Here is a 14,545-nt window from a genome sequence, read left to right on the forward strand (position 1 = left end):
AACAGAAAACCTTTGTACTTCTATTTACTTTAGGCCCCCGATTTTAGTGTAATACAAATGGCATTAGGAGCCTGTTTTATTTCAGCAGCCTGATCAGGGCAATTTCCAGCAGCAGGAAGAACAGAGCGGCGTATAAAAAATATTTCCATAAGCTCGTTCCCAGATTCTGTTGCCTGAATTCCTCGGCAAATGCTGCGTCGTCAATTTTGTCAAATATCTGGACATGCTTCCGGCCCGAAAATATTTTCCTTAAATCGTCCGGGCTATAGTAATCCATTTTCGACTCGTTGTGATTATGGTTCAGCGCAATAGTCTGTTCGGTCTGGCTGTCTTTCACGAGGTCATAATATCCCGCCGACAGGCCTTCTCCTTCATCTCCCTTGGGTATCTCCAGCAGTAGCTGATTTCCCACCGCCCGTTGTATCGGAATGATTTCTGTTTTCCCGCTTCGCAGCTTGTAAACCGTGTTACCCGCTTCGTTGTTCACCGGCAGAACAATTGGATTCTCGTCAAAAGTGAAAGAAGTCCGTTGTTCTCTCACGCTGGCTGCGGCCATTTTATACATAATGGGTACGAAAATAGCATGCTGTGCCATGGATCCGTATTCGGGAGCAAGGGGGGCGGCAAAAAGGTATAATCTGCCTTTGCCCCGGTTAACCTGATTCAGATAGGTTTGTCCGTTACGGAAAGTGAGAAGCAACTGGCCAGCATTGTTCCAGCTCCAGACCGGCGTAGCGGCGGGAAGATTAAGGTTGGCCTCCTGGCGGATAGATTCTTCAAATACATCATTAAAAAAGGGACTGTTACGATCAGGCGGAGCGAGCGGTAGTGGCGCGGCGTTGGAAGGTGTTATGCCGTTCAGGCCGGTAACGCCCATCGTGCCTAGCAACAGGCTGTAACTTGCAACGTCCGGAACGGGTGGCGGGATCACGCCAAGGCTGCCTCCTTTTTGGGCGAAATCCTGCAGGTCGGCAGGGAGGGAGCCCGTCAGACGGGATACCCCATCCAGCACAATCAGATCAGCATTTTTGATCAGGCCGGGATCCATGTTTTGTACACTGAAACTTTGCAGGGAGAACAAACTGTCGTTGGCATACACATTTTCGATGAAATGGTTTTCTGACCGTTGTCCGTAAATATGCAGGATGCGGATCATGGGCGAGGCATTCAGCACAAAGTAATAGTCGTTGTCAAAAGTAACGGGATAGTCATCAAAAGTTATCTTCCCCTTTTTGTATCCCTTGCCCTTCAGGTTAAAATTGAAACGAGCGGTAGCGCTGCCGTTTGCGGGGATTGTCACTGAGGCAGTAGAACTTTGGGTATTGTCCAGGGTGAGTTTAAGTATCACATTTTTTGCCTCCTGGTTCCCTGAATTGCTTACTTTAACCAGCAGGACATTATTCTGAAGCTCACGGATAAATGGGGTGTTCAGCCAGGCAGAATCTACGAAAATGTTTTTTTCAGGCACTGCCTGTATCGGTACAAGAAACAGCCTGTCGGTACTGTCTACCTGAATTTCCGATAAATTACCTGCCGTACTTTTCTGAAAATCCGAAAACCAGAATATCTGGTTGTGACCGCCCGGCTGGTGTCGGGAGATAAGATTTTTTTGTCTTTTGTAAACCTCAGAAAAGGTACGGGGGGAGTGCGAAAGGTCAACTGTGGTGAGCCGGTCTTTTATTTTATCTGCTGAATACAACCCCTGCTCCTGAGCCGAAAAATCGTTGGTTACCAACTGCAGAGAAGTGGCGTTACGGAACAGCCCCAGTAATTCGCTCAGGCGTGCGGTAGCAACATCCAGGTATCGTTTGGTATTCAGCTCATTCTGCATGCTGAATGAATTGTCCAGATACAGGCTGGTAATACCGGTTTTCTTCGCGGCCTTGTCTTCGTTTGCAGGAAGAAACGGTTGGGCAAAGGCCAAAACCAGACACGAAATAGCCAGTATCCTGGTGAGCAATACCAGCCAGTGTTTGATTTTCCGGACGGAGCGCGTTTGGGTTTCAACCGCTTTGAGAAAGGCAACGTTGGTAAAGAATATGCGTTTTGTCCTCCTGAAATTGAATATATGGATGGCTATCGGAACCGATACGGCCAGTAAACCCCAGAGAAAAGACGGAAAAAGAAAACTCATTGATAAATATCAGGATTCGGATTCAGGATCGCAATGTGTTTTAAAAAAAGGGGAAAACAATATTTTGTTACTGATTTAAAGCAGGTGCAGCGCCATGATTGCTTCCTGCAAATTACATTAAATTCCGCTAACTGCTTTTTATTTCAACGCCTTTCTGATAAGTCTATTGCTTTTTTCTAACTTTGCAGTCCTGAAGGTTTTCTGCTCCGAGAGCGGATCGCACGAAAAGAATTATCTAATATCAATATATTTATGGCCAAAGTATCGGTAAATAAACACCAGCCAGTTTATCAAATGCCCACGAATCCGGCAGCGGTTCGTACTAAAAAATATGCGCTGCCAACCAAGAAGTATATCACCCTTGCCATGCGTTATTTCTTTAAATCGCAGATCAAGTGGGTGCTTTTACCCCTGGCTTTGATCCTCATCAATGCAGTGGTAAGTCTGACGGGCCTTTATCCTAATATCTGGATTTACATTACGGTTGTGGTTGGTGTGGTCTTGTATATCCTGTTCTGGTTGGTTCAGTTTGCAGGCATTACACAGCTTGCTCAGTATAAACCGATGTTTGAAAAGTTTCAATATGAAATTGACAACCGTCAGATACTCATGAAGTTAAACCAGAAGGAGGGGAGCGTAATGAAATGGGAGCAGATCCAGGAAGGTTTCAAGGAGAAAGACGGTTATGTGTTGGTGATTTCCAGAGGTCAATTCATTCATTTGCCCTTCAGTATTTTTAACTCGGAACACGAACTAAAGGTTTTTGAACGAATCATGAAACAGAAGGAGTTTTTAAAGTCCTGATTTTCAGATTTTATAGAGAAGAGCCCGGTACTTACCAGGCTTTTTTTATGGGAAAATTAATAAGAAGGGCGATTTCAGTTCTGAATTTTAAGCCTTAATTCTAAATTGTTTGATCAAAAGTGATGGCGTTTATGCAATTGCAGATTAGAGAGTTTAACGAAACGGATAGGGGAGATTTAAGAAAACTGTATCTGGAAGTACGCAGGCAGAGTTTTGGCTGGCTGGAAAAGGATAACTTTATTAAGGACACTTTCGACAGGGATACGGAGGGAGAGACGGTGCTTGTCGCTGTCAATGGCAGTGAGATAATTGGTTTTATCAGTGTATGTCCGCAGGAGAATTTTATACATCATATCTATGTTGCGACGGCCTATCAAAGACAAGGCGTAGGTGAGGCGTTGTTACGGTCCGTTCGCGATCTGGTGGAATATCCCGTCAGGCTAAAATGTCTGCAGAATAATACCGGAGCGGTGGAGTTTTACAAAAAGGGAGGCTGGATTCCTAAAAATCTGGGGATCTCTGCAGAGGGGATTTATATCCTGTTTGAGCTGCAAAAGGAAATTGTTTACAGTTAGGAAAATGCGTAGTGGCTGTTTCTGTGTACTTAATGCCGCTTACCAAAGTTCTTTTCTCCGGCTTCAATACTGATTTTCAAATGGTTGTCTTTGGGAGGTATGGGGCAGCTGTATCCATCGCTATAAGCACAGTAAGGATTGTAAGCTTTGTTAAAATCAAGGGTTAGCTGGTTGCCTTCAATATCTCCCGTTTTTAAGTCGATGTAACGGCCGCCTCCGTAAGTGGTCTTTCCGTTGGTCAGATCTTTGAAAGGTAGAAAAAGGTAATCGCGGTATTTGGGTATCGTCTGAAGTGAGGGGCTGCGATAAACCGTCAAAGTTTGTCCCTCCTGTCCTTCTATCCTGAACTTAAGGATACCGTAAGGTACGTAGGTCTGCTTCCGACCGCTGTAAGTAGGCATTTCAAAAGGCAGGGCATCTATTGTCCTTTCAAAAGAGGCCGTGACACGGTATACTGGGTCAGCCTTAAAGAACTCCAGGTATTTAAGGTCACTTTTCTTAAGCGGAGCATTGGGAGAAATCAGGAATTCTTCCTTGTAATGATCCCGGAAGCGTTCGGTTTCTTTGGCAAAATCTTGCGCAAAACCATTGCCTGAAAACAAAAGAGGCAGTACCAGCAGGGGTAGGATTATTTTCATGAGGAGCGGATCTGACAGGAAAAGAGGGGATTTATACCTTTTGAACAGTTTTAGACTATGGTAGCCTTCAATAATCCGGCTGTCTCATACCGGATTATTGAAGGAAGTACCAGCCTATTTTTTCACTTTGATTTTCCTGATTTTGCTTTCATCTATATTCATCAGCTTTTTCACGGCATTATAGTCTGTGTAGTCGATACCGCCGCTTTTCCGTGTGGCAAAATCTGATGGAATCACTATTACCCTGAAAGTCTGGTTTTGGGTCCAGTCGCTGGCAAGATTCGCCAGGTTAAAATTCCCTTCCAGGAATACTGAAAAATCTTTTAGAGTACGGTCAAAATTGTACATCAGAATGCCTTGGTCAACAATGGCGGTTTGGGGCAAAAGCCTCCATGCTGCAAGAGTTTCATTGCCTACTTTCTGATCATTCCAGTGGATATACACCAGCACGGCATCAGATTCCAAGACATTGACATCGGCATCGTCAAAGGTAAGGCCAAACGTATATTGATTTGCCGCGGTGAAGTTGACGCCTTCTAGATCGAAGGTAACACCGATATTGGCATCACCCGGGTCGCCCTTAGGGCCCGTCGGGCCTGTCGGACCACTCGGGCCTTCAGGGCCTGTCGGACCGGAACAACCCTTAAATAACAAAAGGGTGAAGATGAGGATAAAGGGCATCAGTTTTTTGTTCATGACTGTCTATTATTGGTGAGAAATTATTGTTTTTTGTTAGGCCTTGGATTTATCTGCAATATTAAAGTTTAAACTTAGATTATACGTTAACTTCAATTAACAAAATAATTACACCTGAAGTGGGATTATTCAAGGTAAATTATCCTCTGGCATAAAAAAAACTCGCATTTTGATAACAAATGCCCGGATAATTTTATTTGCGTAGATAACAGGAACATATTACTTTGCTTCTTCTTATACTGTCATTAAAAATAGAAACATCATGATTAATCGTAAGGCCACAGCCGTTTGGAAGGGTACCGGAAAAGAGGGTACCGGGGTAATCAGTACACAAAGCACTGTGCTGGAAAATACACAGTATTCTTTTAATACACGTTTTGCGGATGGAAAAGGGACCAATCCAGAAGAACTCGTTGCAGCGGCTCATGCGGGCTGTTTTGCCATGAAACTTAGTTTTGAGCTGAACGCAGCAGGATTTACTGCCGAAGAGCTGAATGCAACGGCCACCATTACACTGGATCCGGCAAAAGGACAGGTTACCAAAAGTCATATCGATCTGAAAGCGCAGATTCCTGACATCACGCCAGAGCAGTTTGCAGCAATTGCCGATAAGTCTAAAAAGGAGTGCCCGATTTCCCAGTTACTGAATGCTGAAATCTCACTCAACGCCGAGCTGGTGTAGGCCGAACCCGGTTCAGGAGCCGTACCCGAAACACAATCAGTTTCCGGTACGGCCCTCTGATTTAACCTAAAACTAGTTTCTCAAACCAGGTTTGACCTCCTAACAACCTACCGCTCACTGCCTACCGGTCATATTCCACTGCTACCTGTCTATAAAAAGATCCGCCGCAATCCGGTCTGCAAACAGTTTCCCGGCCGGAGTGAGCATGATCACCGCGTCCCGAACGCTTATCAGGCCTTGATCCAGAAAAGACTGCACTATGGATTGCTTTTCATTTAAAAAAGTCCCCCCGGAGAGCACGGCGAGTTGGTGGATGTTTACACCCCACTTGGTCCTGAGCCCTGTTAAAAGGTACTCATTGGTTTGATCTGCCTGCGTGAGTATCTCGAGGGTTGAAGGAATATTCCCTTGCGTTATCGTATTGATATATTGTGCATTGTGGGAGACGTTGTATTCCCTGCTGATTCCGTTAAAGGAATGTGCACTGGGGCCTACACCAAGGTATGGATGCGCTTTCCAGTACGAACTGTTGTGCCGACTGTATTTTTCTTCGCTGGCAAAGTTGGATATCTCATATTGTTCAAAACCGTTTTGTCCCAGCGTGTGCACGAGTATTTCAAACTGTGTGGCAGCGAACTCCTCATCAATGGGTTTCATTTTTTTCTTTTTCAGCCAGCTGCCAAAAGCCGTTTGTGGTTCAATGGTCAGGCAATAGGCCGAAATATGCGGTATTCTCAAATCAAAAACCCGCTGTAAATCCTGATGAAGGATGGTATGGTCGGGGGCTGGAATGGCATAGATGAGATCCACCGAAATATTGCTGATCCCGGTATCCTGGGCAAATTTTACACAGCGCTCTGCTTCGGAAGAAGAATGTATCCGGTTGAGAAATTTAAGGTGCGGTTCATGAAAAGACTGTATACCAATACTCAGCCGGTTGATCCCCGCTCCTGCAAGCTGATTGATTTTGTCCGGATGAAGATCATCCGGGTTGGCTTCCAATGTTATTTCAGCACCGGTGGTAACATTGAAATGGGTATGGATGGTATTTAGTATCAGGTCAAGCTCGGCTTGGTCCAGCAGGGAAGGGGTGCCGCCCCCGAAGTATATCGTTTCCAGTTTTTTATCCGTCAGATAATCCTTCCGAAGTGTGATTTCCTTTGCAATCGCTTCGGCCATTGCCAGCTTACTGCTGAGACTGGTACTGAAATGGAAATCACAGTAATAACAGGCCTGTCTGCAAAAAGGTATGTGTATGTAAAGATGCATTAAGCCTTTTTTTATCCTCGTTTCGCGTCCGTCACTTTTTTGCCCATTCCCAGCCCAGCTTTAAACCAGCCCAGAGATTATCTTTTGGAGAGGCGTTGAAATATCTGTTTCCAAATGCATTGATATCATACCCCTGGCTGTAGATACCGGCATTCACTTTTTCTGCCGAAACGGATACTTCACTGTACAAATGCCGTCCCCAGCTTCTTTTCCAGGACAATCTACCAATCCACTGATTGTAAGGTGTATTTTTAATGGTATTGGCATCGTTCAGGTAAAATGAACTGCCGTGCTGATAAGTCGCAAAAAATGAAATACCGTATTTGAGTAGTACATCCAGGCCTGTGGTTTGAGTAAAACGGGGTATGCCGGGTATTAAATTCCCACTGAGATTAGCCTCTCCCTGAGTATAGCTGTCAAAAGTGTATTTGGTCCACGTTCCTGAATTCCATGCTTTTAAAGTAACATCGTTTTCTGAAAGAATTTCATAGGCAACACTCCATTCCAGGCCGTTCTGTTTTGTTTTCCCGGCATTGACATAGTACTCCGCGCCCGACTCGTCACTTCTTCTCACAATGGTTTCCTTTAATCCGAAATGATAGAGGTTCAGTTCACCGGAAAATTTCCTTGTTATTTTTCGGATACCAATCTCTGTGTTATTACCGCGTTCGGCATTCAGGTCTTTCCGGAAGCCACCTGCGGATGGCCGTACTTCCTGAAGCGTAGGAGGAGAGAAACCTCCGCTATATGATGCGGTTACGGCCCAGGTTTGACCTATGACCTTGTTGAGTGCAAAACGAGGGGTGAATATCCCATCAAAATTTCGTTTTTCTTTACTGTAGGGCAACGCAAAAAAACGTTCGTATTGATATTTCAGTGTATTGTAGCTCAGCCCCGCGCTTGCTGTGAGATTGTCAAAAAGCACTGCTTCAAACTGGCTGAATACCGAAAGATTCATGGTGCGGATGTCTTCAACGGTTTGCTGTTTGCCCGGCAAACCGGCTAAATTATCATAGTTACGCTGTGCTGATTTTCCATATTGCCATTCGAAACCGCTGGTCCAGTTGGTTCTTACACTTCCGAGTTCGGCTCTGTTCTGCCACACGTTCCGGCCTCCAAGTCCCTGTTCGTCCCGCTTTTCATAATTGGAAATGAACGGATTGGCAAAGTCTGTGGTGGTGAGGTATAAAGCGAGCGACTGGCTCCAGTTTTTTGATAGCTGCAGACTGTAGTTGGCGCCTAGTAAGGCAAGTTTTGTATAAATAGCGGCATGCTGGGCTTCACTTCCGGGGACGGTGGCTGTTGACGGACGGGCCAGTTTGGGATTTTGCTGATACTGGGCAAGGTTGATACCTCCGGGTGTCTGGTAGTAAAGATCGGAATACATTCCCAGCAGCGACAAGCTCCCTTTTTCGCCTGCCTTTATGGTGCTGGTGAACCGGATCGCATCCCGGGCCATGGCACTATGGTTGCGGTAACCGTCTTGCTCACTATGCCCGTACTGAACCGAAGTTTCTCCAATCTGAATAACCGTGCTTCTGTTGACAAAGCCATATTTCCCATATCCAACTGCCTGTTCAATCCGGTTGCGTTCCGCATCATCGGTCCGGCTGCTGAGTAAAACAACACCCCCGGTTCCCGCTCCGTACAAGCTGCTGCCCGGTCCTTTGATCACCTGCATGTTTCCGATGGCCCCATAGTCCAGAGCGTTGAGAGGCGTGTTTCCGGCGGCATCGGTAAATGGTATCCCATTCCAGTAAAATTTAACATTACGTACCCCAAAAGGAGACCTGATCATACTTCCCCTTACCGAAAAGCGATAGCTGCCCGGTGACCTTTCTTCCATTTTAACCCCCGGAATCGCACTGAGTGCATTGGCCCAGGTAGTGGGGGAATATCTTTCCAAGGATCTGGATGTCAGAAGTCCGACTGATGCGTTGGCAGTCAGGCGGTTGGCGGAAGAAGCAAATGCGCTGATGGTCAGCTCATCCAGATTTTTAGCTTGTAAACTATCACTCTGGGCAAAGGATACAGACGGACCAAATGCTAAAAAAATGAAAAGAGAATGGTACAATTTAAGGTACATAGCGGGACAGGTATTGGGATAAGAATGCAAATCTGCCGATAAATATGGATAGTAACAATTTTTAAACGTTGTACAGTTTCGTTATCCCCCATTCTTTAAGCATGGGATATCCCATGAGGCGCGCTGCACGGTCATTCTGTTACCACATTGCGTAGATTTTTCCACAGAAACAGATGCAGTATCCTTCCGGAACGTGCTGGCAGTATTTTTCTATATACGCTTGGAAATGATCGGAACCTGGTTTTCCGATCTGGAACCAAACACAAACTAAAAATGAAAAAGATAACCTTACTAGTAGCTTCATTATTATTGTCGGGTACAGTTGCGCTGACAAGCTGTTCAGACAAGACAAAGGAATCCGCAAATGAGACCGTTGAAGAGGCCAAAAATGATATGGATGAAAACGTTGCTGAAGCTAAGGCCGACATCAAAGAGGCAGGAGAGGAGTTCAGTGACAAAGTAAAAAAGGATAAGGAGGAGCTAAAGGCAGATATTGATGATGCGATTGATAAGATCGACAAAAAAATAGAAGAGGCCGATGCCAAAATGGAAAAAGCCACAGAGAAGGAAAAGGCCAAATGGCAGGTTCGCAAAAAAGAACTAAATGAAGAAAGAGCAGAACTCAAAGCTTCATGGGAAAATACAAAGGATGAAACGGCCGAAAAGTGGGATGACTTTAAAGCCAAAACCAAAGCCAAAATCGAAAAGGTGAAAGCCGATTTGAATAGTTAAATTAGAGGGTTAGGATTAGTAAGTAATTCCTGTTGGAGGAGATAACCGAAAGGTTATCCGTTTCCAACAGGAATTTTTTTATGCCTGATACCTTTTCGTGCCGGTCTGGACTCACTTGGGCTGGTACAGGCAATCGTTGAGATTGATCATGTATATCGTTTTTAATATCAATCAGTTATGGCAGACCGCCGGTAAAAATAGGGCCCCAGTAGCTTTTAATATTGAGCATTAAGACAGTACCTGTTGGTAGAAAAAATAATTCGGAACGCAGTGAGCCGTTTCATCCGTGCCGGTACCTGTTGCACCACTGTCCACTCGGAAAGGAAAAACCCGTATCTTAACCTTCGTAATCCTTTTTTATTATAAATACATCACCATGAACAAGCAAATTTGGGTTTTCTTTATTGCATTTGCATTTCTGTTTGTAACCTGCCAGGTTGCCAGGCAAAGTAACATACCCAGAACCACGGACGAATCTGTGAAATCAATTCCGGCATTCACCGAAAACCCCTCTCCACGGCACCTCACACCGGAGCAAAGTTTGAAAACTTTCAAACTTCCCAAAGGATATCACCTTGAACTGGTAGCCAGTGAGCCTATGATCCATGAGCCAGTTGCCATTGCCTGGGACGGTAATGCCCGCATGTATGTAGCCGAACTCAACACTTATATGCAGGACGTGGAGGGTACCAACGAGCATGCACCCACCAGCAGAGTAATGCTTCTGGAGGACACCGATAAGGATGGCCGTATGGATAAAAGTTCTGTTTTTATCGACAAGATGCTGTTGCCAAGGATGATTCTCTGTGTCGGGCACGAGCTGCTTGTGAATGAAACAGATACTTACGACATTTTTAGTTATAAAGATACAAACGGTGACGGTGTAGCGGATGTGAAAAGGGGGGTATACACGCCTGGCAAAAAGGCGCCGGGAAACCTGGAGCATCAGCGCAGCGGGCTGGACTGGAACGTTGATAACTGGATTTATCAGACTGTGGATCCGGTTCGGTTCAGATACGCCAATGGTATACTGAAACCCGATTCAATCCCGAGCGGGTCTGGTGGGCAGTGGGGAATAACGCATGACAATTACGGACGCCTGTTTTATTCTTCTGCTGGCGGAGAGGTACCTGCACTGGGATTTCAGATCAACCCGGTTTACGGACGTATGGAAATAGACGATCAGTATCAGGACGATTTCAATGCAGTGTGGCCAATTATCAAAACGCCTGACGTAGAGGGAGGCCTTAAAAGGCTGCGCCCCGACACCACACTCAACCATTTCACCGCCAGTTGCGGACAGGTCGTATTCAGGGGTGACCGTTTGCCAGGTGACCTCGCAGGAGATCTGCTCATCAGTGAGCCGGTGGGACGTTTAATTCGCAGGGCGAAGGTTATCAATAATAATGGCAAAATAACGCTGCAAAATGCCTATCAGAAAGAAGAGTTCATTGCCTCTACAGACATGAACTTTCGAGTGGTGAATATGTATACGGGTCCGGACGGCTGTCTGTATCTTGTGGATATGAACAGGGGGATTATCCAGGAAGGTAACTGGACAGGGCCCAATAGTTATCTTAGACCGCAGATCAAAAGGCTGGGACTGGATAAAAACATTCAGCACGGACGTATCTATAGGTTGGTATATGATGGAATCAATCCTGGTCCGGCACCTCGTCTGCTGGACGAACCGTCCGGAAACTTGGTCGGCTACCTGGGCCATCCGAATGGCTGGTGGCGCGATAATGCGCAGAAAGAGCTGGTATTAAGAAATGATAAATCGGTGGTTCCTGATTTAAAAGAGATTGCGGAAGGGAAGCAGAACAAACGGCTTAAAACTACTTCGCCACTGGCTCGTCTGCACGCACTTTACACGCTGGACGGGCTGGGTGAGTTAGATAGAGGTATCATTGTCAATTCATTAAAAGATCCTGATATGCAGGTACGCAAAGCCGCTGTGATACTGAGTGAGGGTTTTCTTAAACAAAATGACGAACAGCTCATCGAACAGCTCGCGGTACTGAAAAATGACCCAAGTGTTGACGTCCGTATGCAGCTGGTATTATCATTATCGTACAGCAAAATACCCAAGGCCAAGACGCTGGCTAAGGAACTTGTTAGGGCTTCTGACGGAAATGATATGCTTGCCCGCGCGCAGAGGAGTATTGATAAAAATGAAGATGTGAAGAAATTTGGCCAGCGCCTCGGCCGTATGGATGAGACGGACAGGAATCTGGTACTGAATGGTGCCGTAATTTACAAATCCCTTTGCTCCACCTGTCATGGTATCGACGGGAAAGGTCTCGTCAGTAAAACGGCGCCTCCTTTGCAGGGATCCAAAAGGCTTGGCAGGGGAACTGACGCCTCGGTCCGTATTCTTTTACACGGCCTTTCGGGGAGTATTGACGGGCAGACTTATCCCACTGAAATGCCGGCCATGGGCGACAATGACGACCAGTGGATTGCCTCGGTATTGAGCTATGTGAAGTATGAATTCGGGCAGGCATCTCCGGTGAGGCCCGACGATGTCAGAAAAATAAGAGAACAAACAGCCGGAAGATCAAAGGCCTGGACTTTGGAAGAACTTTCAGTGAAGCAGTAGGGCTCGGTGCGTTTACCGGTTGTGGAATGTCAGTTTAAAAGGATACCCATTTATAACCAATTAGTGAGTCATTGTTATGTCAAATTTTAACGAAAAAAACCGGCGGGACTTTATAAAGAAGCTTACCGGAGGAGCTTTGCTCGCAGCCAGTCCTGTAAACCCGCTTTTGGCCGGTCGGCCCGGCTCAGCGCAGGAGATACCCTGGGCAGGCAAGAAAATTACTGCCAACGATACCATCCAGATCGCATGCATCGGCACGGGAATCATGGGAATGGGAGATACCCGCACGGCACTTAAAATTCCAGGGGTGAAACTCATGGCCGTAGCCGATCTGTACGATGGTCGCCTGGTGCGCGCCAAAGAACTGTTTGGAAATGATATACAGACCACCCGCGATTATTCCCAAATCCTGAGCCGTAAGGATATCGATGCGATCATTCTCGCTACGCCGGACCACCTGCATTCCCAGATCGGTATCGAAGCCCTGAAAGCGGGAAAGGCAGTGTATTGCGAAAAACCAATGGTTCATAAAATTGAGCAGGGACATGACATGATCAAAGCGGCGAAGGCTTCCAAAAAGACATTTCAGGTAGGCAGCCAACGGGTGAGTTCCATTATCTATGCCAAAGTAAAGGAACTGTACAAAGCAGGGGCCATTGGTGAACTCAATTTCATTGAGGTATATTACGACAGGCATTCGGCGCAGGGTGCATGGCAGTATTCGCTGCCGCCCGACGCGTCTCCGGCAACAGTTGACTGGAATCGTTTTCTGAGTGACAAAGCTCCTAAAATAGCCTATGATCCGCTGCGTTTTTTCCGCTGGAGGAATTACCAGGATTATGGTACCGGCGTAGCTGGTGACCTTTTTGTTCATCTTTTTTCCGGTCTGCATTATATTCTGGATTCCAAAGGGCCTAATCGCGTCATGACCAGTGGCGGTTTAAGATATTGGAAAGACGGACGTGACGTACCGGACGTGATGGTAGGGATTTATGACTATCCCAAAACAGCTTCACATCCAGCATTTAATCTGACGTTGAGGGTCAATTTTGTGGATGGTTCCGGAGGTGGGTCGGGCTTCCGGTTTGTGGGTACCGACGGGCAGATTACCCTGTTAGGAGACACCGTCACGGTGAAGAGGAAAAAAATGCCGATCGCTCCCGGTTACTCCATCAGTACCTTCCCGAAAGCTTTGCAGGATCAGTTCCTGGCGAGCTACAATGAAAAATATCCCGTCAAACCCGAAATGTCGGAACCGGATACGGAGGAGTATAAGGCGCCCGAAGGTTATGACGACAGGCTGGATCATTTCGCAAATTTCTTCGACTCAATGCGTAATAACACCAAAGTTGTGGAAGATGCTGAATTTGGCTTCCGTGCAGCGGGGCCTGCCCTGTTATCCAACAAAAGCTATTTTGAGAAAACAATCGTTAACTGGGATCCGGAGGCGATGAAGATCGTTTAGAGATTTTCCAAGACTTTCCAAGTCTTCAAGACTTGGAAAGTCTATGTATATGGGCATTAAATTTCAGAACCATCCGGTTTTCTCCGAATGGTTTTTTGCTACCTCCGAATACAATCAGAAATTATTAGTATATATTAATGTATTATTTTAATAAAAAAGATAAAAATAGTAGGGTATATATTCCTGATTTGCGGCTCATCTAATAAAAGTGTCAGTAAATTGAAAGGATGAAAGCACGTATAACTTCTGATGAGGCCCAAAAACTTTGGCACGACTATCAGTCGGGCGATATGTATGCACTGGCTAATATCATGCAGAGTTATTACTCCGACCTTTTCCATTGGGGCCTTCGCCTTTATGGCGAACGCGAGTTCGTGAAGGACTGTATTCAGGACATGTTTGTAAAGCTCTGGAAAATGCAGGAATCCGTGAATTCAGTTGAAAATGTACGGTCCTATCTGCTTGTTGTTCTTAAAACCCGAATACTCAGGGAACTGTCTAAAAAGCATGTCACCCATCAATCGGTCTTGTCAGAAGATTACTCTTTCTCGGTTGAATTTGCGGCGGATCTCCGGCTGATTGACGAGGAGCACGAAATCTATCGTATCAGGAAGCTGGAAGTAATTCTCAATAATTTATCAGGCAGGCAAAAAGAACTGATCTATTTAAGATTCTACCAGAGTCTGAGTTTCGAACAAATTGCCGAAGTAATGCAGCTCAGCAGGCAGTCGGTTTACAATTTACTCCAGAAGTCTCTGGGGAGTCTGAGGAAGCAGTATGATGGTGTTACATAAAGCTAATTTCTTTATTGATCGAGCGTCGTATAGTGCAAAGCGTGATAAAGGTGTTTAGAAATGCAAGC

Annotated in this window: 12 protein-coding genes; 7 read left to right on the forward strand and 5 right to left on the reverse strand. The window is 45.8% G+C overall.

Annotated features, from left to right (window positions below; translation table 11 throughout):
* Nucleotides 1-76: 76 nt before the first annotated feature.
* A complete protein-coding gene (locus KOE27_RS06120) occupies nucleotides 77-2,134 on the reverse strand; it encodes a BatA domain-containing protein (protein ID WP_215237934.1) in 2,058 nt (685 codons plus the stop codon).
* Between the two features lie 252 nt (nucleotides 2,135-2,386).
* Between KOE27_RS06120 and KOE27_RS06125 the strand changes: the two genes are divergently transcribed.
* Both KOE27_RS06125 and KOE27_RS06130 read left to right on the forward strand, forming a co-directional pair.
* Nucleotides 2,387-2,938 (forward strand): YcxB family protein, encoded by a 552-nt coding sequence (locus KOE27_RS06125; RefSeq protein WP_215237935.1) that lies wholly within the window; start codon nucleotides 2,387-2,389, stop codon nucleotides 2,936-2,938.
* 131 nt (nucleotides 2,939-3,069) lie between these two features.
* Entirely contained in the window at nucleotides 3,070-3,513 is a 444-nt protein-coding gene (locus KOE27_RS06130; RefSeq protein WP_215237936.1) for a GNAT family N-acetyltransferase, read from the forward strand.
* A gap of 29 nt (nucleotides 3,514-3,542) precedes the next feature.
* Here KOE27_RS06130 and KOE27_RS06135 read toward each other — a convergent pair whose 3' ends face one another.
* Nucleotides 3,543-4,151 (reverse strand): DUF1684 domain-containing protein, encoded by a 609-nt coding sequence (locus tag KOE27_RS06135; RefSeq protein ID WP_215237937.1) that lies wholly within the window; start codon nucleotides 4,149-4,151, stop codon nucleotides 3,543-3,545.
* 114 nt (nucleotides 4,152-4,265) lie between these two features.
* Nucleotides 4,266-4,847: a collagen-like triple helix repeat-containing protein gene (locus KOE27_RS06140; protein WP_215237938.1), complete on the reverse strand. Its 582-nt coding sequence runs from the start codon at nucleotides 4,845-4,847 to the stop codon at nucleotides 4,266-4,268.
* A 262-nt stretch (nucleotides 4,848-5,109) separates the two neighbouring features.
* Between KOE27_RS06140 and KOE27_RS06145 the strand changes: the two genes are divergently transcribed.
* A complete protein-coding gene (locus tag KOE27_RS06145) occupies nucleotides 5,110-5,529 on the forward strand; it encodes an OsmC family protein (protein WP_215237939.1) in 420 nt (139 codons plus the stop codon).
* A 141-nt stretch (nucleotides 5,530-5,670) separates the two neighbouring features.
* On the opposite strand, the gene hemW is transcribed toward KOE27_RS06145, so the two are convergent.
* The gene (gene hemW / locus KOE27_RS06150; RefSeq protein WP_215237940.1) at nucleotides 5,671-6,798 is read right to left on the reverse strand and encodes a radical SAM family heme chaperone HemW; all 1,128 of its coding nucleotides are present in this window, start codon (nucleotides 6,796-6,798) and stop codon (nucleotides 5,671-5,673) included.
* 31 nt (nucleotides 6,799-6,829) lie between these two features.
* A complete protein-coding gene (locus KOE27_RS06155) occupies nucleotides 6,830-8,884 on the reverse strand; it encodes a TonB-dependent receptor (protein ID WP_215237941.1) in 2,055 nt (684 codons plus the stop codon).
* 273 nt (nucleotides 8,885-9,157) lie between these two features.
* Between KOE27_RS06155 and KOE27_RS06160 the strand changes: the two genes are divergently transcribed.
* The 4 genes from KOE27_RS06160 to KOE27_RS06175 all read left to right on the forward strand — a co-directional run bounded on the left by KOE27_RS06160 (nucleotide 9,158) and on the right by KOE27_RS06175 (nucleotide 14,477).
* On the forward strand, nucleotides 9,158-9,616 hold the full coding sequence (locus tag KOE27_RS06160; protein ID WP_215237942.1) for a hypothetical protein: 459 nt from the start codon (nucleotides 9,158-9,160) through the stop codon (nucleotides 9,614-9,616).
* Between the two features lie 376 nt (nucleotides 9,617-9,992).
* The gene (locus tag KOE27_RS06165; protein ID WP_215237943.1) at nucleotides 9,993-12,218 is read left to right on the forward strand and encodes a DUF7133 domain-containing protein; all 2,226 of its coding nucleotides are present in this window, start codon (nucleotides 9,993-9,995) and stop codon (nucleotides 12,216-12,218) included.
* Between the two features lie 76 nt (nucleotides 12,219-12,294).
* Entirely contained in the window at nucleotides 12,295-13,683 is a 1,389-nt protein-coding gene (locus KOE27_RS06170) for a Gfo/Idh/MocA family protein (protein WP_215237944.1), read from the forward strand.
* A 227-nt stretch (nucleotides 13,684-13,910) separates the two neighbouring features.
* On the forward strand, nucleotides 13,911-14,477 hold the full coding sequence (locus KOE27_RS06175) for an RNA polymerase sigma factor (RefSeq protein ID WP_215237945.1): 567 nt from the start codon (nucleotides 13,911-13,913) through the stop codon (nucleotides 14,475-14,477).
* The last annotated feature ends 68 nt before the right edge of the window (nucleotides 14,478-14,545 follow it).

This window comes from Dyadobacter sp. CECT 9275 (assembly GCF_907164905.1).
GTDB lineage: Bacteria > Bacteroidota > Bacteroidia > Cytophagales > Spirosomataceae > Dyadobacter > Dyadobacter helix.